The 26,391-nt window shown below is 61.1% G+C and carries 20 protein-coding genes; 7 read left to right on the forward strand and 13 right to left on the reverse strand.

The features are described from left to right. Window positions 1-13 precede the first annotated feature (13 nt). The gene (locus CGA22_RS02350) at window positions 14-1,000 is read right to left on the reverse strand and encodes an FAD:protein FMN transferase (protein WP_041020658.1); all 987 of its coding nucleotides are present in this window, start codon (window positions 998-1,000) and stop codon (window positions 14-16) included. A 262-nt stretch (window positions 1,001-1,262) separates the two neighbouring features. Here CGA22_RS02350 and CGA22_RS02355 point away from each other — a divergent pair, with 262 nt between their 5' ends. Continuing rightward, window positions 1,263-2,561, forward strand: coding sequence for an MFS transporter (locus tag CGA22_RS02355; RefSeq protein WP_041020651.1), 1,299 nt, complete (start codon window positions 1,263-1,265; stop codon window positions 2,559-2,561). 171 nt (window positions 2,562-2,732) lie between these two features. Here the strand turns inward: CGA22_RS02355 and CGA22_RS02360 are convergent, their stop codons facing one another. Continuing rightward, on the reverse strand, window positions 2,733-4,196 hold the full coding sequence (locus CGA22_RS02360; protein ID WP_041020650.1) for a glyceraldehyde-3-phosphate dehydrogenase: 1,464 nt from the start codon (window positions 4,194-4,196) through the stop codon (window positions 2,733-2,735). Window positions 4,197-4,365: 169 nt separating this feature from the next. On the opposite strand from CGA22_RS02360, the gene mfd reads away from it, so the two are divergent. Genes mfd through CGA22_RS02375 form a run of 3 tightly spaced genes read left to right on the forward strand, consistent with a single transcriptional unit; the run spans window position 4,366 to window position 11,097 of the window. Next, complete coding sequence (gene mfd / locus CGA22_RS02365; protein ID WP_188258468.1) at window positions 4,366-7,815, forward strand: transcription-repair coupling factor; 3,450 nt, start codon at window positions 4,366-4,368, stop codon at window positions 7,813-7,815. Window positions 7,816-7,825: 10 nt separating this feature from the next. After that, window positions 7,826-8,392 carry a CsiV family protein gene (locus CGA22_RS02370; protein ID WP_041022020.1) on the forward strand — a complete coding sequence of 189 codons (567 nt, stop codon included), beginning with the start codon at window positions 7,826-7,828 and terminating at the stop codon, window positions 8,390-8,392. An 11-nt stretch (window positions 8,393-8,403) separates the two neighbouring features. Beyond that, window positions 8,404-11,097, forward strand: a complete 2,694-nt coding sequence (locus CGA22_RS02375; RefSeq protein ID WP_041022019.1) for a DEAD/DEAH box helicase — start codon at window positions 8,404-8,406, stop codon at window positions 11,095-11,097. Window positions 11,098-11,251: 154 nt separating this feature from the next. On the opposite strand, the gene CGA22_RS02380 is transcribed toward CGA22_RS02375, so the two are convergent. The 3 genes from CGA22_RS02380 to CGA22_RS02390 all read right to left on the reverse strand — a co-directional run bounded on the left by CGA22_RS02380 (window position 11,252) and on the right by CGA22_RS02390 (window position 13,882). After that, window positions 11,252-11,986, reverse strand: coding sequence for an S-methyl-5'-thioinosine phosphorylase (locus CGA22_RS02380; RefSeq protein ID WP_041022018.1), 735 nt, complete (start codon window positions 11,984-11,986; stop codon window positions 11,252-11,254). 12 nt (window positions 11,987-11,998) lie between these two features. Next, window positions 11,999-12,997, reverse strand: coding sequence for a beta-N-acetylhexosaminidase (nagZ, locus tag CGA22_RS02385; RefSeq protein ID WP_173668667.1), 999 nt, complete (start codon window positions 12,995-12,997; stop codon window positions 11,999-12,001). A 177-nt stretch (window positions 12,998-13,174) separates the two neighbouring features. Then, the gene (locus CGA22_RS02390) at window positions 13,175-13,882 is read right to left on the reverse strand and encodes a TetR/AcrR family transcriptional regulator (protein ID WP_041022016.1); all 708 of its coding nucleotides are present in this window, start codon (window positions 13,880-13,882) and stop codon (window positions 13,175-13,177) included. A gap of 239 nt (window positions 13,883-14,121) precedes the next feature. On the opposite strand from CGA22_RS02390, the gene lexA reads away from it, so the two are divergent. Both lexA and sulA read left to right on the forward strand, forming a co-directional pair. Beyond that, on the forward strand, window positions 14,122-14,730 hold the full coding sequence (gene lexA / locus CGA22_RS02395) for a transcriptional repressor LexA (RefSeq protein ID WP_041022015.1): 609 nt from the start codon (window positions 14,122-14,124) through the stop codon (window positions 14,728-14,730). 10 nt (window positions 14,731-14,740) lie between these two features. Continuing rightward, entirely contained in the window at window positions 14,741-15,214 is a 474-nt protein-coding gene (gene sulA, locus CGA22_RS02400; RefSeq protein ID WP_041022014.1) for an SOS-induced cell division inhibitor SulA, read from the forward strand. 73 nt (window positions 15,215-15,287) lie between these two features. Here the strand turns inward: sulA and CGA22_RS02405 are convergent, their stop codons facing one another. From CGA22_RS02405 to CGA22_RS02435, 7 genes are all read right to left on the reverse strand, one after another. Then, window positions 15,288-15,527: a hypothetical protein gene (locus tag CGA22_RS02405; protein ID WP_041022021.1), complete on the reverse strand. Its 240-nt coding sequence runs from the start codon at window positions 15,525-15,527 to the stop codon at window positions 15,288-15,290. Window positions 15,528-15,633: 106 nt separating this feature from the next. Continuing rightward, window positions 15,634-16,158, reverse strand: a complete 525-nt coding sequence (locus CGA22_RS02410) for a DUF6586 family protein (RefSeq protein ID WP_041022013.1) — start codon at window positions 16,156-16,158, stop codon at window positions 15,634-15,636. A 244-nt stretch (window positions 16,159-16,402) separates the two neighbouring features. Beyond that, the gene (topA, locus tag CGA22_RS02415; RefSeq protein WP_041020100.1) at window positions 16,403-19,015 is read right to left on the reverse strand and encodes a type I DNA topoisomerase; all 2,613 of its coding nucleotides are present in this window, start codon (window positions 19,013-19,015) and stop codon (window positions 16,403-16,405) included. Between the two features lie 115 nt (window positions 19,016-19,130). Continuing rightward, the gene (locus CGA22_RS02420) at window positions 19,131-19,367 is read right to left on the reverse strand and encodes a DUF1653 domain-containing protein (protein ID WP_041020099.1); all 237 of its coding nucleotides are present in this window, start codon (window positions 19,365-19,367) and stop codon (window positions 19,131-19,133) included. 106 nt (window positions 19,368-19,473) lie between these two features. Beyond that, the gene (fadA, locus tag CGA22_RS02425) at window positions 19,474-20,649 is read right to left on the reverse strand and encodes an acetyl-CoA C-acyltransferase FadA (protein ID WP_041020098.1); all 1,176 of its coding nucleotides are present in this window, start codon (window positions 20,647-20,649) and stop codon (window positions 19,474-19,476) included. Between the two features lie 30 nt (window positions 20,650-20,679). Then, complete coding sequence (gene fadB / locus CGA22_RS02430; RefSeq protein ID WP_041020097.1) at window positions 20,680-22,827, reverse strand: fatty acid oxidation complex subunit alpha FadB; 2,148 nt, start codon at window positions 22,825-22,827, stop codon at window positions 20,680-20,682. Between the two features lie 487 nt (window positions 22,828-23,314). Continuing rightward, a complete protein-coding gene (locus CGA22_RS02435) occupies window positions 23,315-23,752 on the reverse strand; it encodes a hypothetical protein (protein ID WP_041023267.1) in 438 nt (145 codons plus the stop codon). 102 nt (window positions 23,753-23,854) lie between these two features. Here CGA22_RS02435 and CGA22_RS02440 point away from each other — a divergent pair, with 102 nt between their 5' ends. Further along, window positions 23,855-24,295 (forward strand): universal stress protein, encoded by a 441-nt coding sequence (locus CGA22_RS02440; RefSeq protein ID WP_041023266.1) that lies wholly within the window; start codon window positions 23,855-23,857, stop codon window positions 24,293-24,295. A gap of 121 nt (window positions 24,296-24,416) precedes the next feature. On the opposite strand, the gene CGA22_RS02445 is transcribed toward CGA22_RS02440, so the two are convergent. Next, window positions 24,417-26,333, reverse strand: coding sequence for an ATP-binding cassette domain-containing protein (locus CGA22_RS02445; protein ID WP_041023265.1), 1,917 nt, complete (start codon window positions 26,331-26,333; stop codon window positions 24,417-24,419). Window positions 26,334-26,391 lie beyond the last annotated feature (58 nt).

Consider the following 26,391-nt stretch of genomic DNA (forward strand, 5'->3'; position numbering starts at 1 on the left):
CGCCAAGCTGTCATCATTGGGTTTTCCCGCCACTGACCCGTTCAAACGCATCATTGGTACGGATGACAAAACGATCTTTGTCCCGCAGCACGAAAAATACCCCAATGTCATGTTTCTCGGCATAGTCCCAACCCTGCTCAGGCCCGAGAATCAGCAACAGCGTCGACAGTCCATCGGCCATCAACGCCGAAGGATGAATCACCGTGACTGACGCCAGGTTGTGCAGGACCGGTGCACCGGTGCGCGCATCGATGGTGTGGGAATAGCGCGTGCCGTCCTGCTCGAAGTATCGGCGGTAGTCGCCGGAAGTTGAAACGCCGTAGCCATTGACCTCGATGACACGCTCGGCCACTTGCTGGTCATCCCGAGGCGCCTCCAGGGCGACGCGCCACGCCGAACCGTCAGGTTTGCGCCCGAGCGCCTTGAGCTCACCGGTGGCTTCGGCCAGGTAACTGTCGATGCCCAGAGCCTGGAGCCTCGCGGCGATCCGGTCGACGGCATAACCGGCGGCAATGCTGTTGAAATCGACTTCCACCGGGGCATCCTTGCACAGCCGGTCGCCCTCGATACGCAAGTGAGCATGGCCGACGCGCTGGCGCACCTGGGCCAGGGCCTCGGCGCCTGGAACTTTTTCCTCCCGGGACTGGGGGCCGAAGCCCCACAGGTTCAGCAGCGGTTCCACCGTCAGGTCAAAAGCGCCACCACTTTGCGAGGACAACTGCTCCCCCACGCCAATCAACTCCAACACCGGGGCGGGCATGACCTGGCAACTGTTGGCCGGCAGCGCATTGAAACGCTCGATGTCCGAGTCGCTGCGATAAGTGGAAAACTGCCGATCCACGTCGGCAAGGATATTTTCCACCTCGGCCTGCACCGCTGTCGGGCCAGGCGTGGCCGCATGCCTGACGTACTGGATGGAATAATGACTGCCCATGGTCGGGCCGTCGAAACGCTCCAGGGTATCGCCGTTGCCGCAGCCGGACAGTACGCCGGCCAGCATCACAAGCATTGCCCATCGTCCAGTTAACAAATCTTCATCTCCCCTCAAAACCGCGACGGCCATTATGGGCTTCAGTGTCCGCCAGTCCAGATGCAACCACCTGCGGGGCCTGGCCTGTGGGAGCAAAGCTTGCTCGCGACGCAAACGACACGGTCCACTGGCAAGACCGCGTCATCGTTCATCGCGAGCAAGCTCTGCTCCCACAGGCTCGCCCCACAGGTACTGCGTTTCCAACAAGATTTACCAGAGTGAGTACCTACACATGTCTTCCAATACGAGCAACGGCAAGGCGATTTTTCGCGTTGTCAGCGGCAACTTCCTGGAGATGTTCGACTTCATGGTCTATGGCTTCTACGCCACGGCCATCGCCAAGACGTTCTTCCCCACCGACAGTGCTTTCGCCTCGCTGATGCTGTCCCTGGCCACCTTCGGCGCCGGGTTCCTGATGCGCCCGCTGGGGGCGATCTTTCTCGGCGCCTACATCGACCGCCATGGTCGCCGCAAAGGCCTGATCATCACCCTGGCGATGATGGCTGCCGGCACCTTACTGATCGCCTGCGTACCGGGCTACGCCACCCTGGGCGTGGTAGCACCGTTGCTGGTGCTGCTGGGGCGGTTGCTGCAAGGTTTCTCCGCGGGGGTCGAGCTCGGTGGAGTGTCGGTGTACCTGGCGGAAATCTCCACACCCGGGCGCAAGGGCTTCTTTGTCAGTTGGCAATCCGCCAGCCAACAGGCTGCCGTGGTGTTCGCCGGGCTCCTGGGGGTTGGCCTCAATCATTGGTTGAGCCCGCAGGAAATGGGTGATTGGGGCTGGCGCGTGCCGTTCCTGGTGGGTTGCATGATCGTACCGGCGATCTTCGTGATCCGTCGCTCCTTGGAGGAAACACCTGAATTCCAGGCGAGAAAACACCGCCCTACCCTGTCGGAAATCATCCGTTCCATCGGTCAGAATTTTGGCATCGTCTTGGCCGGCATGGCGCTGGTGGTGATGACCACGGTGTCGTTCTACCTGATCACCGCCTATACGCCGACCTTCGGCAAATCCGAGTTGAACCTGTCGGACTTGGACGCGTTGCTGGTCACCGTGTGCATAGGCCTGTCGAATTTCTTCTGGTTACCAGTGATGGGGGCATTTTCCGACAGGGTCGGACGCAAACCCCTGCTGCTCGCCGCGACCATCCTGGCCATCCTGACGGCCTATCCGGCGCTGTCCTGGCTGGTGGCGAACCCCAGCTTCAGCCATCTGCTGATCGTCGAGCTGTGGTTGTCGTTCCTGTATGGATCCTACAACGGCGCCATGGTGGTGGCCTTGACGGAAATCATGCCGGTGGAAGTGCGCACCACCGGGTTCTCCCTGGCCTATAGCCTGGCGACCGCGACCTTCGGCGGATTCACACCGGCGGCCTGTACTTATCTGATCCATGTACTGGGCAACAAGGCGGCGCCGGGGATATGGCTCAGTGGTGCGGCGGTGCTGGGGCTGATTGCTACCCTGGTGCTGTTCAAGGGCAATCGTCATCAACTGCGGACTGCGCAGGCTTCAGCCGTTAGCGGCGCCTGACCAATCGCTATCGCGAGCAGGCTCGCTCCCACAGAATGTATGCGACCAACATGTGGGAGCGAGCTTGCTCCGGGCGGCGATCCGACGAAGAGGCCAGTTCAGGCACCCTAAAAACAACAGACAAAAAAACGCCCCGACAAGTCGGGGCGTTTTTTTATGGACGGCTAACGCTTAGCGTGGGAACGCTGGCGGGTTCACACCGGCCATGTCTTCCATCACGCGGACCACCTGGCAGCTGTAACCGAACTCGTTGTCGTACCAGACGTACAGAACAACGCGGTTGTCTTGGCTGATGGTTGCTTCAGCATCCACGACACCGGCGTGGCGCGAACCCACGAAGTCGGTGGACACCACTTCCTGGGAATTGACGAAGTCGATCTGCTTATGCAGATCGGAGTGCAGCGCCATGTAGCGCAGGTACTCGTTCATCTCTTCACGGGTGGCGGCTTTCTCAAGGTTCAGGTTGAGAATGGCCATCGACACGTTTGGCGTCGGAACGCGGATCGCGTTACCGGTCAGTTTGCCGGCCAGCTCAGGCAGGGCCTTGGCGGCAGCGGTGGCGGCGCCGGTCTCGGTGATGACCATGTTCAGCGCGGCACTGCGGCCACGACGGTCGCCTTTGTGGAAGTTGTCGATCAGGTTCTGGTCGTTGGTGTACGAGTGAACTGTTTCGACGTGACCGTTGACGATGCCGAACTTGTCGTTCACTGCCTTGAGCACCGGCACGATGGCGTTGGTGGTGCAAGAGGCGGCGGAGACGATCTTGTCGTCCGCGGTGATGTCGCCATGGTTGATGCCGTGAACGATGTTCTTCAGCTTGCCCTTGCCAGGCGCGGTCAGGACAACGCGATCGACACCCGGGCAGGCCAGGTGCTGGCCCAGGCCGTCGGCGTCACGCCATACACCGGTGTTGTCCACCAGCAACGCATCCTTGATCCCGTACTGGGTGTAGTCCACCTCGGTCGGGTTCTTCGCGTAGATCACCTGGATAAGGTTGCCGTTGGCGGTGATGGTGTTGTTTTCTTCGTCGATGGTGATGGTGCCGTTGAACGAACCATGGACCGAGTCACGGCGCAGCAGGCTGGCACGCTTGGTCAGGTCGTTCTCGGCGCCCTTGCGCACCACGATGGCCCGCAGGCGCAGGCCGTCGCCACCACCGGTTTTCTCGATCAGGATGCGCGCCAGCAGACGACCGATACGACCGAAGCCGTACAGGACCACGTCAGTGCCTTTGCGAGCCGAAACGTTCTGCTGGCCAACCACATCAGCCATCTCTTCACGCACGAACTGCTCGGCGCTACGGCCATTGCCTTCGTTGCGGAATTTGAACGCCAACTTGCCCAGGTCCACCGAAGCCGCACCGAGCTTGAGCTCGCTCATGGCTTTGAGCAGAGGGAATGTTTCGTGGACGGAGAGTTCGCTGTCGTCGGAAGAACGGTGGCGAGCAAAGCGGTGAGCCTTGAGAATCGCGATGACAGACTGGTTGATCAGGCTGCGGCCATAGATCGAGCTCACCACGTTGTTATTGCGGTAGAGCTGACCGATGAGAGGGATCATCGCTTCGGCGAGTGCTTCACGATCAATCCATTCACCAAGACACTGGTCGGGCTTCTGAGTCACGGGAACCTTCCACATGTAGGGGCTGAAAAAAGGGGCTACATTATGCCGCCGAGTCCACGCCGGAGCAATGCGCGCCTGTCGCGCCGTGGTTTTCCCCTCTGCCCGGGTAGTCTGCGACTGACAGCCGCCCCTTTACCCCGCTACAATTGTCGACTTTGTCGCAACGCTTGGAGCTCAACCTTCCGTGCCCGTTCTGCGTCTTCCGCTTCTCCCTGCCACGGCAGGTAAACAACACTGGGGCAATCTGCCCGGTGCCGCCCTGAGCCTGGCCATTGCCGAGGCCGCCAGCGCTGCAAAGCGCTTTACCCTGCTGCTGACCGCCGACAGCCAGAGCGCCGAGCGGCTGGAGCAGGAGCTGGGTTTCTTCGCCCCGGATCTGCCGGTTCTGCATTTTCCGGACTGGGAAACCCTGCCCTACGATCTGTTCTCGCCGCACCAGGACATCATTTCCCAGCGAATCGCCAGCCTTTATCGGTTGCCGGAGCTCAGTCATGGCGTTTTGGTAGTGCCCATCACCACGGCCCTACATCGCCTGGCCCCGACCCGGTTCCTGCTCGGCAGCAGCCTGGTGTTGGATATTGGCCAGAAGCTGGATGTGGAGCAGATGCGCACCCGACTGGAAGCCAGCGGCTACCGTTGCGTCGACACGGTGTACGAACACGGCGAGTTCGCGGTGCGTGGCGCCTTGATCGACCTGTTCCCGATGGGCAGCAAGCTGCCTTATCGCATCGACCTGTTCGATGACGAAATCGAGACCCTGCGTACCTTCGACCCGGAAAACCAGCGCTCCATCGACAAGGTCCAGTCGGTTCGCCTGCTGCCCGCCAAGGAATTCCCGCTGCAGAAAGACGCCGTGACCCGCTTCAAGGCGCGGTTTCGCGAGCGCTTCGACGTGGATTTCCGTCGCTGCCCGATCTTCCAGGACCTCAGCAGCGGGATCACCCCCGCCGGCATCGAGTATTACCTGCCACTGTTCTTCGAAGAAACTTCCACCCTGTTCGATTACCTGCCCCAGGACACCCAGGTGTTCTCGTTGCCCGGCATCGAACAGGCCGCGGAAAACTTCTGGAACGACGTGCGCAATCGCTACGAAGAGCGTCGCGTCGACCCGTCCCGTCCTTTATTGCCGCCCGCAGAGTTGTTCCTGCCGGTGGAAGACTGCTTTGCCCGTCTCAAGAACTGGCCGCGGGTGGTGGCAAGCCAACAGGACGTGGAGCCCGGCGTCGGCCGTGAACGCTTCCCCGCCAAGGCCCTGCCGGACCTGGCGATCGAAGCCAAGGCCACGCAGCCGTTGGCGGCTTTGGCCGGTTTTCTCGACGAGTTTCCTGGCCGCGTGCTGTTTACCGCCGAATCCGCCGGGCGGCGCGAAGTGCTGCTGGAGCTGCTCGAGCGCCTGAAGTTGCGGCCGAAAACGATCGATAGCTGGCCGGACTTCGTCGCGAGCAAGGATCGCCTGGCGATCACCATCGCACCGCTGGACGAAGGCCTGGTGCTCGACGATCCGGCGGTGGCGCTGGTGGCCGAAAGCCCGTTGTTCGGCCAGCGCGTCATGCAACGCCGTCGTCGCGAGAAACGCGCCGATGCCGCCAACGACGCGGTCATCAAGAATCTCACCGAGCTGCGCGAAGGCGCGCCGGTGGTGCACATCGACCACGGTGTGGGCCGCTACCTGGGCCTGGCGACACTGGAAATCGACAACCAGGCGGCCGAGTTCCTCACCCTGGAATACGCCGAAGGTGCCAAGCTCTACGTGCCGGTGGCGAACCTGCACCTGATCGCACGCTACACCGGCAGCGACGACGCCCTGGCCCCGCTGCATCGCCTGGGCTCGGAAACCTGGCAGAAGGCCAAGCGCAAGGCCGCCGAACAAGTGCGCGACGTGGCCGCCGAACTGCTGGACATCTACGCCCGCCGCGCCGCGCGCGAGGGTTATGCCTTCGCCGACCCGAAAGCCGACTACGAAACCTTCAGTGCCGGTTTCCCGTTCGAGGAAACCGTCGACCAGCAGACCACCATCGAAGCCGTGCGCGCCGACATGCTCGCGCCCAAGCCGATGGACCGGCTGGTGTGCGGCGATGTCGGCTTCGGCAAGACAGAAGTGGCGATGCGCGCCGCGTTCATTGCCGTGCACAGCGGCAAGCAGGTCGCCATCCTGGTGCCGACCACCCTGCTCGCCCAACAACACTACAACAGCTTCCGCGACCGCTTCGCCGATTGGCCGGTCACCGTGGAAGTGATGAGCCGCTTCAAGTCCGCCAAGGAAGTGAACGCCGCCGTGGCCGACCTGGCCGAGGGCAAGATCGACATCGTCATCGGCACGCACAAGCTGCTGCAGGACGACGTGAAGATCAAGAACCTCGGGCTGGTGATCATCGACGAAGAACACCGCTTCGGTGTCCGTCAGAAAGAACAGCTCAAGGCCCTGCGCAGCGAGGTCGACATCCTGACCCTGACCGCCACGCCGATTCCGCGCACGCTGAACATGGCGGTGTCGGGCATGCGCGACCTGTCGATCATCGCCACGCCGCCGGCCCGTCGCCTGTCGGTGCGCACCTTCGTCATGGAGCAGAACAAGAGCACGGTCAAGGAAGCGCTGTTGCGCGAGCTGCTGCGCGGTGGTCAGGTCTATTACCTGCACAACGACGTGAAGACCATCGAGAAGTGCGCCGCCGACCTGGCCGAGCTGGTGCCGGAAGCACGGATCGGCATCGGCCACGGGCAGATGCGCGAACGTGAACTCGAACAGGTGATGAGCGACTTCTACCACAAGCGCTTCAACGTGCTGATCGCCTCGACCATCATCGAGACCGGCATCGACGTGCCGAGCGCCAATACCATCATCATCGAGCGGGCCGACAAGTTCGGCCTGGCCCAGTTGCACCAGTTGCGCGGCCGGGTCGGACGCAGTCACCACCAGGCCTACGCCTACCTGCTGACACCGCCGCGCCAGCAGATCACTCCCGACGCGGAAAAACGCCTGGAGGCCATCGCCAATACCCAGGACCTGGGGGCCGGTTTCGTGCTCGCCACCAACGACCTGGAAATCCGCGGTGCCGGTGAACTGCTGGGAGACGGCCAGAGCGGCCAGATCCAGGCCGTCGGCTTCACCCTGTACATGGAAATGCTGGAGCGGGCGGTCAAGTCGATCCGCAAGGGCGAACAGCCGAACCTCGACCAGCCCTTGGGCGGCGGGCCGGAAATCAACCTGCGGGTGCCGGCGCTGATCCCGGAGGATTACCTGCCGGATGTCCATGCGCGACTGATTCTCTACAAGCGCATTGCCTCGGCCACCAACGAGGAAGAACTCAAGGACCTGCAAGTGGAGATGATCGACCGCTTCGGCCTGCTGCCGGAACCGACCAAGAACCTGGTGCGCACGACGCTGCTCAAGCTCCAGGCCGAACAACTGGGCATCAAGAAAGTCGATGGCGGCCCCAATGGCGGTCGGATCGAGTTCGAGGCCCAGACCCCGGTCGATCCGCTGGTACTGATCAAGCTGATCCAGAGCCAGCCCAAGCGCTACAAGTTCGAAGGCGCCACGATGTTCAAGTTCATGGTGCCCATGGAGCGCCCGGAAGAACGTTTCAATACCGTAGAAGCGCTGTTCGAGCGCCTCACCCCGACCACTGCTTGAAGGACGCCCCATGCGCCTGTTTCGCTCACTGACCTTGCTGCTGACCCTGGTCGCTCCCCTGGCGTTTGCCGACGACCTGTATCAGGTCGAAATGATTCTGCTGCGCCAGAATGCCGAACCGGTGATTATCAGTCGTGCCGCTCCGGAAGACTGGGACGCCGGTGCGCAACGCCTGCCCGCCGACAGCCAGCGCACCCCGGCGCTGAGGGGCATCGTGGAGAAACTCAACGCCAGCGGCCAATACACCGTATTGATGCACAAGGCCTGGCAGCAGAACATCGGCGAACAGGGCAGCAAAATCGCCATCAGCGACGGCACCGAACAGTTCGGCCAGTTCCCCATCGAAGGCACCCTGGGGCTGAAACTGGGACGCTTCACCGACGTGGATGCCGACTTCTGGATCAACCGGATCGATGCCAATGGCCTGGTCACCGCGAGTGAACGCCTGAAGCAGAACAGCCACACCAAGAACGGCCAACTCAACTATCTGGACAACGGCCAACTGGCCCTGCTGATCAAGATCACCTCGTTGACCGCGCCCGCTCCACGGCAGGCACCTGACGTCATTCCGGACTGATCGGCGCGCCTATGCCCTCGCCCCTGAGCAAACCCCTGGCACCTTCCTGGGTCAATCGATTCAAGGAACAGAGCCTGGAGCGTGGGCGCCGCTACGCACTGGAAAACCGCGTCAGGATCGTCGAGACCGGAGAAAGCACCATCACCGCCAGTTGCGAAGGCTCTGGCGGCAGTGTTTATCGTCAGACCATTCGCCTTAAGGAATCAGCCAAGGGCACGCTGATTCTGCTCGAAGCCGCGTGCTCCTGTCCGGTGCGCATCAACTGCAAGCACTGCGCAGCGGTGTTGTTGCAAGTCCAGGAAACCCTGGCCTATCCGGCTGCCGAGAAAGACGCCCATTTGCTGGAGAAACTCCAGGCAGTGCTGGACAACCGCAGCCCCAAGGCTCCGCCGCAGGTGCTGGTGGACAATGTTCAACCGATGCCGCGCCTGTGGCTGGCAAGCATCGAGTTCAGCGCATTCGAGCCACGTAACGGCAAGATGCAGCGTTACATCCAACACCGCGCCGCCCTGTCCTTCAGCTACCTGGACGAGTACGTCAGCGGCCAACGCAACACTGATGTATTGATTCGCCAGGAAACACAAACGCTACGGATAAAACGCCACACCGATGTGGAGCAATCCTACCGCGAGCAGTTACGAATCCTCGGCTTCAAGATCGCGACCCGACAAAGCAAGGCCCTGCCGGAAAGTGCCGGCGAACTGTACGAGATGGTCAACGACAGCGCCTGGCTGACCTTCACCCTCAATGATCTGCCGAAACTGCGCAGCCAGGGCTGGGAGCTGCAGATCGATGAAGATTTCGGCTTCGACCTGACCGCCGTGGACGACTGGTACGCCACCGTCGAGGAAACACCGGAGCGGGACTGGTTTGACCTGGAACTGGGGATCATCGTCAACGGCGAGCGATTGAGCCTGTTGCCGATCCTGCTGAACCTGATGCGCTCGCACATCGAACTGTTCAACCCGGAACGCCTGGCGAGGCGTCGCGATGACGAACTGATCCTGGTCAACTTGCCGAACCGCCCGAATTCGGAATTCGGCCCGCAACAAGTGGCCCTGCCCTACGGTCGGCTGAAACCGGTGCTGGCAACCCTGGGCGAGTTTTACCTGAACGAACCCGGCACCACCAAGCTGCGCCTGAACAGCGCGGATGCCCTGCGCCTCAATCCCCTGCAAGACATGCCACTGCGCTGGGAGGGTGGCGAACATATTCGTGGCCTGGCCCAACGCTTGCGGGACATCAAGGACTACACCGCCACCGTGCCGGAGGGCCTGAACGCGACGCTGCGGCCTTATCAACTCGAAGGCTTGAGCTGGATGCAGTCGCTGCGGCAACTGGAAGTCGGTGGCATCCTCGCGGACGACATGGGCCTGGGCAAAACCCTGCAGACCCTGGCGCACATTCTCAGCGAAAAAAACGCCGGCCGCCTCGACCGTCCCTGCATGGTGGTGATGCCCACCAGCCTGATTCCCAACTGGCTCGACGAGGCCGCCCACTTCACGCCGCAACTGAAGGTGCTGGCCCTGTATGGCGCCGGGCGCAAGAAGCACTTCGAACGGCTGGCCGATTACGACCTGGTGCTCACCACCTATGCCTTGCTGCCCAAGGATGTCGAACGCCTGAAAACGCAGCCACTGCATGTGCTGATCCTCGATGAAGCCCAATACATCAAGAACCCCACCAGCAAGGCCGCCCAGGCCGCCCGTGAGCTCGATGCCCGGCAGCGGCTGTGCCTGTCCGGCACACCCCTGGAAAATCACCTGGGCGAGCTGTGGTCACTGTTTCACTTTCTACTGCCCGGTTGGCTCGGGGACGTGAAGAGTTTCAATCGCGATTACCGCGTGCCCATCGAAAAGCGCGGCAGCGACATCAGGCTGCAACACCTCAATGGCCGGGTAAAACCTTTCCTGCTGCGCAGAACCAAAGAGCAGGTCGCGACGGAATTGCCACCCAAGACCGAGATCGTCCACTGGGTCGAACTCAGCGATGCCCAGCGGGACGTCTACGAAACCATGCGCCTGGCCATGGACAAGAAGGTGCGCGACGAAATCACCCGCAAGGGCGTCGCCCGCAGCCAGATCATCATTCTCGAAGCGCTGCTCAAGCTGCGTCAGGTGTGTTGTGACCTGCGACTGATCAGCGACGCCGCCCCACCCGCTCGCGGCAGCACCTCGGGCAAGCTCGACAGCCTGATGGAAATGCTGGGCGAACTGTTCGAAGAAGGTCGGCGGGTGCTGCTGTTTTCCCAGTTCACGTCCATGTTGGCGCTCATCGAAGACGAGCTGAAAAAACGCGGTGTGGACTACGCCATCCTGACCGGCCAGACCCGGGACCGACGCACGCCCGTCAAAGAGTTCCAGAGCGGCAAGCGCCAGATTTTCCTGATCAGCCTCAAGGCGGGTGGCGTAGGCCTGAACCTGACTGAAGCCGACACGGTGATCCACTACGACCCGTGGTGGAACCCCGCAACGGAAAACCAGGCGACCGACCGGGCTTATCGCATCGGCCAGGAGAAGCCAGTGTTCGTCTACAAGCTGATTGCCCGGGGCACCGTGGAAGAAAAAATCCAGCTATTGCAAAAGGAAAAATCCGACCTCGCCGCCGGCGTCCTCGACGGCCGCGTGGCCGGCGACTGGAAGTTGCAGAGCGACGACATCGAGGCGCTGTTCGCGCCGTTGCCGGATAAACTGGAGAAGCGCTGAGGTCCTTTGGAGGCGAAAGCGGTGCCTCAGTTACCTGTGATGTTGAAGGGGCCGGCGCCATCGCGAGCAGGCTCGCTCCCACAGGTTCCGCGTCGTACCGTCATAGCGAGTACACCAGCATTCCAGTGTGGGAGCGAGCCTGCTCGCGATAGCGTTACATCAATACACGCGCCAGGGTCGCTTTCACTTTCCCCATCCCGTCATGCAACGCCTGCTCGATCTCCGCCATGGTGATCACCGCCGTGGACTTGCCCGCCGCCGGGTTTACCACCAGGGCCAGGCACGCATAGTCCAGCTCCAATTCGCGAGCCAGCGCTGCCTCCGGCATGCCGGTCATGCCGACGATGTCGCAACCGTCACGTTCCAGGCGGGCGATTTCGGCCACGGTTTCCAGGCGCGGCCCCTGGGTGCAGGCGTATACGCCATGGCTGCTGTAGCTGCAGCCTTCCGCGGTCAGGGCGGCGATCAGTTGCTGGCGCAGCGACTCACTGTAGGGGTAGCTGAAATCGATGTGGGTAACGGCTTCCAGATCATCGGCGAAATAGGTGTGTTCGCGACCGCTGGTGTAGTCGATCAACTGATGAGGCACGCAGAAGTGTCCGGTGCCCATCGCCGCATGGATCCCGCCCACGGCATTGACCGCCAGGATCGCCTCAGCGCCGGCCTGCTTCAGGGCCCAGAGATTGGCGCGATAGTTCACCTGATGGGGCGGCAACCGATGGGGATGGCCATGGCGAGCCAGGAACAACACTTCGCGCCCGGCGTAGTCGCCAATCTGGACTTCGGCCGACGGAGCGCCATAAGGCGTATCCACCGCCAGGGACCGGCGAATGGTCAGGCCTTCGAGCTGGGTCAGGCCTGTGCCACCGATAATTGCGTAAACGGTCATGACAAAACGTCCTTAATCAATCAATTGGGCGGCTTTCAGCGCGCCGATCGCCGTCAGCCAGCGTGGATCCTGGCGGTATTCGGTGGTGGCGAAGGCCTGGCCGCGCATGCGTGCGATCCGCGCCGATGGCTTGACCTTCAGGCGCTGGGCGGCGCTCAAGGCCAGCTCCGCGGCGGCGCGGTCGTTGCACACCAGGCCCATGTCGCAACCGGCCGACAACGCGGCCTCGATACGACTGGCCGCATCGCCGACCACATGGGCGCCAGCCATCGACAGGTCATCACTGAAAATCACGCCATCGAATTGCAGTTCGCCACGCAGGATGTCCTGCAGCCAGCGCCGGGAAAAACCTGCCGGGTTGGCATCGACCTGGGGATAGATCACGTGGGCTGGCATCACCGCGGCCAGTTGCTTGCTCAATCGGGCAAAGGGCACCAGGTCATTGGCTCGGATCTGCTCGAGGCTGCGCTCATCGTTGGGAATCGCCACGTGGGAGTCGGCTTCGGCCCAGCCATGACCAGGAAAATGCTTGCCCGTCGCAGCCATGCCGGCCGCTCGCATGCCGCGAATGAATGCCCCCGCCAACAACGCGACGCGCTCCGGATCGCCTTCAAAGGCACGGCTGCCAACCACCGCGCTGCGCTGATAATCGAGGTCCAGCACCGGGGCAAAGCTCAGATCGAGACCCACCGCCAGCACTTCGGTCGCCATGATCCAACCGCACTGCTCGGCCAGGTATTCGGCATTCGGGTTGTCGGCAATCGCCCGCATTGCCGGCAACCGCACAAACCCCTGGCGTAGACGCTGAACGCGTCCGCCTTCCTGATCGACCGCCAGCAACAGGTCAGGGCGAACGGCGCGGATCGACGCGCTCAGTTCCCGCACCTGACGTGGATGCTCGATATTGCGAGCGAAAATGATCAGGCCACCCACTTCCGGCTGACGCAACAGGTGGCGATCTTCGGCCGTCAGCCAGGTACCGGCGACGTCCACCATCAACGAGCCTTGCAGGCCAGCAGTCATAGCATTTCCTTAGTAACGATGAACCCGCATGCCAATGCAGCCACGACCGCACTGCCAGGCGCCAGGCCCGGCAGTGCGGTCGTGCAATGACATTTGAAACGGATTCGAAACGAGAGTCGGCATGGGCGGCTAGCTTAGCGGATGTGGGCAGCCGCGCCCACCCGTTCAGGCCTTGGCGAGGGCCGGCGTGGATTTGTTACGCGGACGCAGCTGAGCGGCTGCCATGGCGTCATCGGTGACACCGCTTTCGGCACGCATGCCGGCTGCCAGGAAAGGCACCATCAGGCGCATCACCTGCTCGATGGAAGTATTCACCCCAAAGTCGGTTTCGGCGATCGCCCTCAGGGCCTTGATGCCGGACATGCTGAACGCCGCGGCGCCGAGCATGAAGTGCACGCGCCAGAACAGTTCGATCGGCGGAATCCGGGGCGCAGCCTCGTTGACCAGGAGCATATAACGGCGGAACACCTTGCCGTACATGTCTTCCAGATAGCGCCGCAGGTGACCCTGGCTCTGGCTGAATGCCAGGCCCAACAGGCGCATGAAAATGGACAGATCGTTACCGCTGCGCGGCTGCACGGCGAGCGCTTGCTCCACCAGCATTTCCAGCAGTTCTTCCAGGGTAGGCTTGACGTCGGGCTTGGCCTGGCGACGCTCCAGCTCACGGTCGAGGCTGAGGCAGAAAGGCCCGAGGAATCGCGAGAACACCGCTTGGATCAGAGCCTTTTTCGAACCGAAGTGATAGTTCACTGCCGCCAGGTTGACCCCGGCCTTGCTGGTGATCAGGCGCAACGAGGTTTCAGCGAAACCTTTCTCCGCGAACAGCTGTTCCGCAGCATCGAGAATGCGTTCAACGGTTTCCGACTGGGCCATGGTTACTCCGCCTGACAAACACTTGTTTGAAACATACGTTTCGACCTTGGGGTTGTCAAGCCTGGCGGGACGTTTTGCGAACGCCCGGTCAGCTATTTAACCACACCTTTGCGGGCTGTTGCCCAAGTGGCTGCAACCGCCCGACCGACCGTCCAGCGGCCCGCGAAAAAAGGAGGATTGCCAAGCGCCGCTCACTGTATATAATCCCAGTCACTGTATAAAAAGACAGAGCGATCAATATGCTAAAGCTGACGCCACGCCAAGCAGAGATTCTGGCCTTCATCAAGCGCTGCCTCGAGGACAACGGCTATCCGCCGACCCGCGCGGAAATCGCTCAGGAACTGGGTTTCAAGTCGCCAAACGCGGCTGAAGAACACCTCAAGGCACTGGCCCGCAAGGGCGCGATTGAAATGACCCCGGGCGCATCCCGCGGCATTCGCATTCCCGGCTTCGAAGCCAAGGCCGACGAATCCACCCTGCCGATCATTGGTCGTGTGGCGGCGGGTGCTCCGATCCTCGCCCAGCAGCATGTCGAGGAGTCCTGCAACATCAACCCTGCCTTCTTTCATCCGCGGGCCGATTATCTCCTTCGGGTACACGGCATGAGCATGAAGGACATCGGCATCTTCGACGGCGACCTGCTGGCGGTACACACCACTCGCGAAGCCCGCAACGGCCAGATCGTGGTGGCGCGCATCGGCGACGAAGTCACCGTCAAGCGCTTCAAGCGCGATGGCAGCAAGGTCTGGCTGATTGCCGAGAACCCTGAGTTCGCACCCATCGAGGTGGATCTGCAAGAACAGGATCTGGTCATCGAAGGCTTGAGTGTCGGCGTCATTCGCCGCTAAAGGAGGCTTTATGCAGTTCCCTCACACACCACAGCACACGCAACTCCCGTTGTTCGAGGCCTTCATGGCCCAGCCGCTGGCTCCAGTTCTGAAAGATGTGATCGAGGCGCCTTGGGGCGTCGAGCCCGAGGCCTTCAGTGAACTGTCACTGCGTGGTGCAGCCGGGAACTGCCTGAATCTGCTGGCACCGATCCTGCGGGAACTGAGCCAGGACCAGGAAGCCCGCTGGTTGACGCTGATCGCACCTCCGGCCAGTGTCACACAGGCCTGGTTGCGGGACGCAGGTCTTAATCGCGAACGAATCCTGCTGCTGCAACCACGGGGCACCCAAAGCGCTCAACAGTTGACTTGCGAAGCCTTGCGCCTGGGTCGCAGCCATACGGTGGTCAGCTGGCTCAACCCGTTGAGTTCAACGGCTCGACAACAGTTGATCAGCGCCGCTCGCACCGGGGACGCACAGAGTCTGAACATTCGACTGGGCTAAGACAAACACAGGGGCTTCTCCAGGACAGAGAAGCCGGGCGGCAACACTACTTCCAAGAAACCGACAGACGGGATCAGTGTAGAACCCGCGGCCCCTCGTCTTCCTTGTTGTTGAATTCGCCTTCAACCAGGCGCCCTGCCATCTGGACACCCACGCTCAGCATCGCCTTAGCGACTTCGACGTGTTGGCCTTGCAGGAATGCCTTGGCATCTTCGGAGAAGCTCAGAGTCACCAGGGAACCCTCGTCCTCAGCCCTGCGCAGCTCGATACGGCCATCAGGAAGTTCGACAATTTCTAGAAAGGACGTTGGCATAAAAGTCTGTTCTCCACGAAAGGCGAGGATTATATAGTCATCGGCCAGGCTTCGCTCGGGATCTTGACCAAGCGTTATCAATGAGGGTCTTAGGCTGAAAGAAAACTCAGCACTCGTTCAACCCTTCACGGAAACGCAACGCCAGGCTCTTGAGGTTCTGCCGCCAGCTCTCCAGCTCTTCCCGGCTGAGTTCTTGCTCCGGCTCTTCTTCATCCAGATTGACCGCTACGATCAGCGGCTGGGTCACGTCGCCCTTGGGCTTGCGAGGAGCCCGTGGCGGCTGGAACAGCGCCGCATGAGCTGCCAGCAGCTTGGCCAGCCAGGTTTCCGGGTTTTGAGCCAGCTCGATCATTTCGGCCAATTCCGGAATGGCAATGTCCTGCAACACCTCCCAGGTCAACAACATCTCGGCCCGTGGGGCGTTCGCCAGGGGCAGTCGATAGAACCCGGCAATCTCATGGCACAAGCCCAGTAACGCCCCGTACAGGTGAAACAGAGCCGACTCGCGTCCGGCCTGGAGCAGCGCCGGGGAGTTCATCGCGCGTCCATCCTCGGTCCTGGCGAGCGCTTCGAGCGACAGGCCGGCGAAGTAGATTTTCTGGTTGGTGCGGGTATAGAGCTCGTGGGCCATAACGGCATTCTCCCAACGACATGAAAGCTTCACGCAAGGGCGACAGTGTCGTGGATCAACCAAGACCACTGCAAGCCAAATACAGTCAAAGGATCAAGCGATACCCTGTGGGAGCGAGCCTGCTCGCGATAGCGGTGCAACAATCAGCATCAATGTTGCCTGATTCACCGCTATCGCGAGCAGGCTCGCTCCCACAGTTATTTGCTTGACTGATCGGCACCGGGAAAGCCCCTGCCTCCACCAATCAGCGCTTGTCTTCCACCGTCCATTTACCGCCGTCGTAGTACGCCTTCCAACCCGTAGGCTTACCGTCGACTTCGGTCTGCACGTACTGCTCCTTGGTCTTGCGGCTGTAGCGAATCACCGCCGGGCGTCCGTCCGGATCCTTCTGCGGTGCTTCGCAGAGGAAATGGTACTTCGGATCGATCTCGTCCTTGTGCGGCAAGAGCTCCATCACCAAGGGTGCGCGGGTCTCGCGGTTTTTCGGGAACTGGCTGGCCGCCAGGAACAGGCCGGACGCACCATCGCGCAGGATGTAGGTGTCGTTGACCTTCTCGCACTTGAGCTCAGGCATCTTCACCGGGTCCATCTTCGGCGGCGCGGCGTCACCGCTCCTGAGCAGCTTGCGAGTGTTCTTGCAGGTCGGGTTGGTGCAGCCGAAGAACTTGCCGAAGCGGCCGGTCTTGAGCTGCATTTCGCTACCACACTTGTCGCATTCCAGGCTTGGTCCTTCGTAGCCCTTGATGCGATAGGTGCCCTCTTCGATCTCGTAGCCCGCGCAATCCGGGTTGTTACCGCAGATGTGCAGCTTGCGCTTTTCGTCCAGCAGATAGGCATCCATCGCCGTGCTACAGATCGGGCAGCGATGCTTGCCACGCAGCACAAGGGATTCGGACTCACCCTCGTCGTCCGCAGCGATTTCATCGCCCGGCACCAGGTTGACCGTCGCCTTGCAGCGCTCCTTGGGCGGCAGGCTGTAGCCCGAGCAACCCAGGAAGACGCCGGTGGACGCCGTGCGGATCTGCATCGGCCGACCGCAAGTCAGGCACGGAATGTCGGTCATCACCGGCTGGTTGGCCCGCATACCGCTGTCGGGGCTTTCAGCCACTTCGAGTTTCTTCTTGAAGTCGCCGTAGAACTCGTCGAGGACGTTCTTCCAGTCCCGCTCACCTTGGGCTACATCGTCGAGATGCTCTTCCATGCCCGCGGTGAAGCCGTAGTCCATCAGGTTCGAGAAGCTTTCAGACAACCGCTCGGTAACGATGTCGCCCATCTTTTCCGAATAGAAGCGACGGTTGTGCAGCGCCACGTAGCCGCGGTCCTGGATGGTCGAAATGATCGCTGCGTAGGTCGAAGGACGACCGATACCGCGTTTTTCCATTTCCTTGACCAGGCTGGCTTCCGAGTAACGGGCCGGCGGCTTGGTGAAATGCTGGGTCGGATCTAGCTTGATCAGCTTCATCACGTCGCCCTGGGCCATGTCCGGCAAGACGTCGTCGTCCCCAGGCTTGGTAATCTGCGGCATGACGCGGGTATAACCGTCGAACTTCAGGATGCGGCCCTTGGCGCGCAGCTCGAAGTCTCCGGCACCGACGCTGACGGTGGTGGACAGGTACTGTGCCGGCAGCATCTGGCAAGCCAGGAACTGGCGCCAGATCAGCTCGTAGAGACGCTCGGCATCGCGCTCCATGCCCGACAGCTTGCTTGGCTCGGTGTTGGCATCAGACGGACGAATCGCTTCGTGAGCCTCTTGTGCGCCTTCCTTGCTGCTGTAGACGTTCGGCGTGTCCGGCAGGTACTTCTTGCCGAACTCGCTTTCTATATAAGTACGCGCCATCGCCACGGCATCGGCCGAAAGGTTGGTCGAGTCGGTACGCATATAGGTGATGTAGCCGGCTTCATACAGACGCTGGGCCATCATCATGGTTTTCTTCACACCGAAGCCCAGGCGGTTGCTCGCGGCCTGCTGCAGTGTGGACGTGATGAACGGTGCCGATGGCTTGCTGCTGGTCGGCTTGTCTTCACGCTTGACGATGCTGTAGGTGGAAGCCTTGAGCTTCTCCAGGGCGGCCATGGCCTGGGCTTCGTTCAGCGGCTTGAAGGCTTCGCCTTTTTCCCGGGCCACTTCGAAGCGCACGTTGGCGCCTTTGGCCGTGCCCAGGTCCGCGTGGACTTCCCAGTACTCTTCAGGGATGAACGCACGGATCTCCCGCTCGCGCTCCACCACCAGCTTCACCGCCACCGACTGCACCCGTCCCGCGGACAAGCCACGGGCGATCTTGGCCCACAGCAAGGGCGAGACCATGTAGCCCACCACGCGGTCGAGGAAGCGACGCGCCTGTTGGGCATTGACCCGATCGATGTCCAGCTCACCCGGTTCGGAGAACGCTTCCTGGATGGCCTTCTTGGTGATTTCGTTGAACACCACACGCTTGTAGCGGCTGTCATCGCCACCGATGGCTTCGCGCAGGTGCCAGGCAATGGCTTCCCCTTCGCGGTCCAAGTCCGTCGCGAGATAGATGGTGTCGGCATCCTTGGCGAGCCGACGCAGCTCCTCGATGACCTTTTCCTTGCCCGGGAGGATCTCGTACTTGGCTTTCCAGCCGTGTTCCGGATCGACCCCCATGCGCGAGACCAGCTGCTTGCGCGCCTTTTCCTTTGGCGACAGCGCCGGCGCTTCACCAGCAGCCGCCTTGCCGCGCTTGGCGGCTGGCTCCTTGCTGGCGCTAGCCGAACCGCTGGTGGGCAGGTCTCGGATATGGCCGATACTCGACTTCACCACGTATTGGTTGCCCAGATACTTGTTGATGGTCTTGGCCTTAGCCGGGGATTCCACAATGACCAGCGATTTGCCCATGGATCGGAAAATTCCTGAATTCTAAAAAGTGAAAGGCGGTTGGCGCCTGACGCGGCACCGCTATATATAGTGGCTGCAAGGTGAGGTCAAGCGCAGGGTTGCCCGCAAGTTGGCCTCAAGGCTTGGGAAAAATGCTCTCTTCGGCCTGCACCAAAGCAAAGCGCGGCACTTGTTCGCCGTCAACCTCGACGGACTCCTGGAACATGCTCAAGGGACGCACCCAAAAGCCGTAATCACCATACAGGGCTTGATAGAAGACCACTTCTTCCTCGGTCTCGGAATGCCGCGCAATGCTGAATACGCGGTACTGCGGACCTTTGTAATGCTGGTAGAGCCCAGGTTGTATCGGCATGCTTCGGTCCTCGCTGAAATCTTTTCAAAATAAAAACAAATTTTTTTACTAAACCCGCAAAAACAAAAACCGGGGCACTTGGCCCCGGCTTCCATCAACGCAACGCTTAGACGCGTTCGAAGACAGTGGCGATGCCCTGGCCGAGGCCAATGCACATGGTGGACACGCCAAAAGTGCCGCCGTTCTGTTTCATGACGTTCAGCAACGTGCCGGAGATACGTGCACCGGAGCAACCGAACGGGTGACCCAGGGCGATCGCGCCGCCGTGCAGGTTAACCTTCTCGTTCATCTTGTCGAGCACTTTCAGATCTTTCAGCACGGGCAGGGCCTGTGCGGCGAACGCTTCGTTGAGCTCGAAGAAGTCGATATCGGCAATGCTCAGGCCCGCACGCTTCAAGGCTTTCTGCGTCGCCGGTACTGGACCATAGCCCATGATCGCCGGGTCCACACCCGCCACGGCCATCGAACGGATCACCGCCATCGGCTGGATGCCCAGGTCCTGGGCGCGCTGGGCCGACATCACGATCATGCACGAGGCGCCATCGGTGATCTGCGACGAAGTACCGGCTGTCACGGTGCCGCCCTTGGGGTTGAAGGCAGGCTTGAGGGTTGCCAGGCTTTCGAGGGTGGTTTCCGGACGAATGGTTTCGTCGTAGTCGAACAGTTTCAGGAAACCGTTCTCGTCGTAACCCTGCATCGGGATGATCTCATCCTTGAACTTGCCTTCCACGGTCGCCTTGTGGGCGAGTTGGTGGGAACGCACGCCGAAGGCGTCCTGCTGTTCGCGGGTGATGCCGTGCATTTTGCCAAGCATTTCCGCGGTCAGGCCCATCATGCCCGAGGCTTTTGCCGCGTACAGCGACATGTGCGGGTTCGGATCGACGCCGTGCATCATGCTCACATGGCCCATGTGCTCGACACCGCCGACGACGAACACGTCACCGTTACCGGTCATGATCGCCTGGGCAGCAGTGTGCAGCGCGCTCATGGACGAACCGCACAGGCGGCTGACGGTCTGACCGGCGGCGGTGTGAGGGATCTGGGTCATCAGCGAGGCCATGCGGGCGATGTTCCAGCCCTGCTCCAGGGTCTGGTTCACGCAGCCCCAGATCACGTCCTCGACTTCGTTCGGGTCGACCTTGACGTTGCGTTCCAGCAGTTTGCTGATCAGGTGCGCCGACATGTCCTCGGCACGGGTGTTGCGGTGCATGCCGCCCTTGGAGCGGCCCATCGGCGTACGACCGAAGTCGACAATCACGACGTCTCTAGGATTCAAGCTCATAAATGTTCTCTCGCTCTAGTCGTTGGGCGCTTAACCGAAGAAGCTCTGGCCGTTCTTGGCCATCTCACGCAGCTTCGCGGTGGGGTGGTACAGCGCGCCCAGATCAGCGTACTGGTCAGCCAGGGCAACGAACTCAGCCACACCGATCGAATCGATGTAGCGCAGCGCACCGCCACGGAATGGAGGGAAACCGATACCGTAGACCAGACCCATGTCGGCTTCGGCGGCGGTTTCGACAATGCCGTCTTCCAGGCAACGCACGGTTTCGAGGCACAGCGGGATCATCATCCAGTTGATGATGTCCTCGTCGGTAACTTCGCGCTGCTCGTAGACGATCGGCTTGAGCACTTCCAGTACCGACGGATCGGCCACTTTCTTCTGCTTGCCGCGCTTGTCGGTCTCGTAGGCGTAGAAGCCCTTGCCGTTCTTCTGGCCCAGGCGCTTGGCTTCGTAGAGCACGTCGACAGCCGAACGACGGTCGTCCTTCATGCGGTCCGGGAAACCTTCAGCCATGACGTCGCGACCATGGTGGCCGGTGTCGATACCGACCACGTCCATCAGGTACGCCGGGCCCATCGGCCAGCCGAATTTTTCCATGATCTTGTCGATGCGCACGAAGTCCACACCAGCGCTGACCAGCTTGGCGAAGCCGCCGAAATACGGGAACAGCACGCGGTTGACCAGGAAGCCCGGGCAGTCGTTGACGACGATCGGGTTCTTGCCCATCTTCTTCGCATAGGCAACGGTGGTGGCAATGGCCAGCTCGCTGGACTTCTCGCCACGGATCACTTCCACCAGCGGCATCATGTGCACCGGGTTGAAGAAGTGCATGCCGACGAAGTTTTCCGGACGCTTGAGGGCCTTGGCCAGCAGCGAAATGGAAATGGTCGAGGTGTTCGACGCGAGGATCGTATCCTCCTTGACCTTGTCTTCGACTTCAGCCAATACCGCTTGCTTGACCTTCGGGTTTTCGACAACCGCTTCGACCACCAGGTCGACATGGCCGAAATCACCGTAGGACAGGGTCGGGCGAATGCCGTTGAGCACTTCGGCCATCTTCGCCGCGGTCATGCGACCTTTATCGACGCGACCCACCAGCAGCTTGGCAGCTTCGGCCAGGCCTTGCTCGATCCCGTGTTCATTGATGTCCTTCATCAGGATCGGCGTGCCTTTGGACGCCGACTGATAGGCGATACCACCGCCCATGATGCCGGCGCCCAACACGGCGGCCTGCTTCACGTCACGGGCGATTTCATCGTAGGCCTTGGCCTTTTTCTTCAGTTCCTGGTCATTGAGGAACAGACCGATCAGGCTTTGTGCCGCCGAGGTCTTGGCCAGTTTGACGAAACCGGCGGCTTCGGCTTCCAGGGCCTTGTCGCGACCGAAGTTCGCGGCTTTCTGGATGGTTTTGATCGCCTCGACCGGCGCAGGGTAGTTCGGACCAGCCTGACCGGCCACGAAACCCTTGGCGGTTTCGAAGGCCATCATCTGTTCGATGGCGTTGAGCTTGAGCTTTTCCAGCTTCGGCTGGCGCTTGGCCTTGTAGTCGAACTCGCCGCTGATGGCGCGCTTGATCAACTCAAGGGCAGCTTCCTGGAGCTTGCCAGGTTCGACCACGGCATCCACGGCGCCGACTTTCAGCGCGTCTTCGGCACGGTTTTCCTTGCCGGCGGCAATCCATTCGATGGCGTTGTCGGCACCGATCAGGCGCGGCAGGCGCACGGTACCGCCGAAGCCAGGGTAGATGCCCAGTTTGACTTCCGGCAGGCCGATCTTGGCGGTGGAAGACATGACGCGATAGTCCGCTGCCAGGCACATTTCCAGGCCGCCACCCAGGGCGATGCCATTGATGGCCGCAACGGTCGGTACGTTGAGATCTTCGAAGTCGCTGAAAATACGGTTGGCTTCGAGGTTGCCAGCGATCAGTTCGGCATCGGGCAGCTTGAAGTTGTCGACGAATTCGGTGATATCGGCACCGACAATGAAGACGTCCTTGCCGCTGCTGACGATCACACCCTTGATCGAAGCGTCTGCCTTGATAGTGTCCACGGCCTGACGCAATTCATTCAGGGTTAGACGGTTGAACTTGTTGACGGACTCACCCTTGAGATCGAACTTCAGTTCGACGATGCCACTTTCAAGAGCCTTAACCGTGATGGCTTTACCTTCGTAAATCATCAACTGATCTCCACGATATGGAAGCTGAACAGTACACGTTGAACGCTGACCACTGGTTCGGCATTGACGTTACCGTCGATGCTACGCCAATCCGCCAGGCACACCCGTCAACGCGATAGTCGGGGTTCTGTAGGAACGTTCGGAAAATACAAACGCTCAATTCATACGCCCGTTTGATTTGGGTACGTCACCTTCACGGAATTTCCGACAATTGTCAATCGCCCTAAACAAGTGCCCGGACGCGACTTGACGGTCATTTCCATGACCCTGCAGATCCGCAACACGACGCTGCATGTGCGGACATTCATAGGATCAATAATTAGAAAAGTCGCCCTAATTCCAGGCGCAATGACGACAACCGGCTATGCTGGCGGATACGTTATGGAAGCGCCTGGCGCTGGGACGTTACGAACGAACGTCCGGATTTGAATAGGTTTACGGCCTGCCTGGCCAACCCGCCCGACGCGACTGTCGGGCTTTTTTATGCTCAGGCCAGGGCCTTGAGCACCGCGGCAATATCCTGCAAAACAGTGACTTCGCCCTTCTCACCCCAGTACAGGGTGACCATTTGCCGGTCGGCTTCGATCTTGTAGACGTTGGCCGGCAATTTCCTGAAATGCTCGAGCAACGACTCATCCAGGCAAACCTCCCGCCACTGGTTGACCCAGACGCCCGGTGCGCTTTGCCAGTAGCTCCAACAGGCTGGTTCCTTACCGCGCCGGGGCCGATGGTACTGCGCGCAGGGGTTCGGAGGCTGGGAATCGAGCCAGTGCGGCCACTCCTGGGGGGCCAATTGCATGGCCAGGCCGAGGCGACGGGCCTCCATGCGCAGGGCTATGCGACCGCTCTGTACACGGGACGGCCGCAACCATGCCAGGGGGCTCAATACCACCAACAGGATTGACACCACTATCCAGACCGTCATATCAGTACTCCCGAATTCTGATGAGCCATTGACCCATGTCGCCGTCAATGCGCTTGAAACCAGCCATACTTAACCGTATCGCCATTCTCTGGAGTGCTTTTCATGTATTACGAACACATCCTGGTCGCCGTCGACCTTACTGAAGAATGCGATCCCGTCATCAAACGCGCTCGCGCCCTGTGCGATGGCCGAGAGACCAAGCTGTCACTGGTGCATATCGTCGAGCCGATGGCCATGGCCTTTGGCGGCGATGTCCCCATGGACCTTTCCCAACTGCAGCAACAGCAGTTCGATCAGGCCAAGGAACGCCTTGACCGCCTGATCGTGAAATATCCGGACCTGAAACGGGAAAACAGCCACCTGACCTACGGCCAACCGCGCCAGGAGATCCATCATCTCGCCAGGGAACAGGGTTGCGACCTGATCGTCGTCGGCAGTCATGGTCGCCACGGGCTGGCGCTGCTGCTGGGCTCCACCGCCAATGACGTGCTGCATGGCGCGCCCTGCGATGTACTGGCGGTGCACCTGGTCAAGCGCGCATAACGGCTATGAAGCCTTGTGGGAGCGAGCCTGCTCGCGATGACGTCAGCACAGTCGACATCCCTGTTAGCTGACACACCGCTATCGCGAGCAGGCCCGCTTCTACAAAGGGCCGCCTTTCAAATCAGGCATCCAGCTCGGCCCAACGCTCCACCAGCGCATCCAGTTCAGCCTGCAACTGCTCCAGATGCGCGATCACCTTGGCGGTTTCCGCCGCCGGCCGCTGGTAGAAACCGGCATCGGCCATCTCGGCCTGCACCGCGGCGATCTGTGCTTCCTTGGTATCGATATCGCCCGGCAATGCTTCCAGCTCGCGTTGTAGCTTGTAGCTGAGCTTCTTCTTGGCTGGCGCCGGGGCTGCGGCGGCTACCGGAGCAGGCTCGGCCTTGACCACCGCCGAATTCAAGTCGGCCTTGCCGGACTTGCTCTCGGTCACACCCAGAAGGCGCGGCGAGCCGCCCTGGCGCAGCCAGTCCTGATACCCGCCGACGTATTCGCGAACCCGACCTTCACCTTCGAACACCAGGGTGCTGGTGACCACGTTGTCGAGGAATGCCCGGTCGTGGCTGACCATCAGCACGGTGCCGTTGAAGGTCAGCAGCACCTCTTCCAGCAATTCGAGGGTTTCCACGTCCAGGTCGTTGGTCGGTTCGTCGAGCACCAGCAGGTTGGCCGGCTTGCTGAACAGTTTCGCCAGCAGCAGACGGGCGCGCTCACCACCGGACAACGCCTTGACCGGGGTACGGGCACGCTGGGGGCTGAACAGGAAGTCGCCGAGGTAGCTCAATACATGGCGGCTCTGGCCGTCGATATCGATGAAGTCGCGGCCTTCGGCCACGTTGTCGATCACGGTCTTTTCCAGGTCCAGTTGATGACGCAACTGGTCGAAGTAGGCGACGTCGATCTTGGTCCCCTCTTCCACCTTGCCGCTGGACGGCACCAGGCCGCCGAGCATCAGCTTGAGCAAGGTGGTCTTGCCGGTACCATTGGCGCCCAGCAGGCCGATGCGGTCGCCGCGTTGCAGGACCATGGAGAAATCCTTGACCAGGAACGGCCCGCCGGGATGGGCGAAGCTGACGTTTTCCAGGACCATCACCTGCTTGCCGGATTTTTCAGCCGTTTCCAGCTGGATATTGGCCTTCCCGGTGCGCTCGCGACGCTCGCTGCGCTCGACACGCAGGGCCTTGAGGGCGCGCACACGACCTTCGTTACGGGTACGACGGGCCTTGATGCCCTGGCGGATCCAGACTTCTTCCTGGGCCAGCCGCTTGTCGAACAGCGCGTTGGCGGTTTCTTCCGCCGCCAGGACCGCTTCCTTGTGCACCAGGAAACTGGCGTAGTCACCGTTCCAGTCGATCAGGCCGCCCCGGTCCAGTTCAAGAATGCGGGTCGCCAGGTTCTGCAGGAAAGAACGGTCGTGGGTGATGAACAGTACCGCCCCCTGGAAATCCTTCAAGGCTTCTTCAAGCCAGGCGATGGCGCCGATGTCCAGGTGGTTGGTCGGTTCGTCGAGCAGCAGCAGGTCCGGCTCGGACACCAGGGCCTGGGCCAGCAGGACACGGCGACGCCAGCCACCGGACAGCTCGGCGAGGGTCTTGTCGGCCGGCAGTTGCAGGCGGCTCAGGGTGCTGTCGACCAATTGCTGCAGACGCCAGCCATCGCGGGCTTCGAGGTCGTGCTGCACATGCATCAGTTTTTCCAGGTCGGCATCGGTGACGATGTTCTGGCTCAGGTGGTGATATTCGGCCAGCAGCGCGCCGACACCGTCCAGGCCCTCGGCAACCACATCGAACACCGTCCGCTCGTCGGCCAGCGGCAGTTCCTGGGGCAACTCACCGATCTTCAGGCCGGGGGCACGCCAGACCGAGCCGTCGTCAGGCTTCTGATCGCCCTTGACCAGCTTCATCATGCTGGACTTGCCGGTGCCGTTGCGGCCGATGATGCACACCCGCTCACCACGGGCGATCTGCCAGGACACCTTGTCCAACAACGGCATCGCGCCGAAAGCAAGGGACACATCGCTGAATTTGAGCAGGGTCATGAGCTTCTCCAAAAACCGGGCGCGCATTCTACCTGAGATGAGACTTCAGGGGTCCGCC

Origin of the sequence: Pseudomonas sp. PSB18 (assembly GCF_014596565.1) — a bacterium.
Classification (GTDB): Bacteria; Pseudomonadota; Gammaproteobacteria; order Pseudomonadales; family Pseudomonadaceae; genus Aquipseudomonas.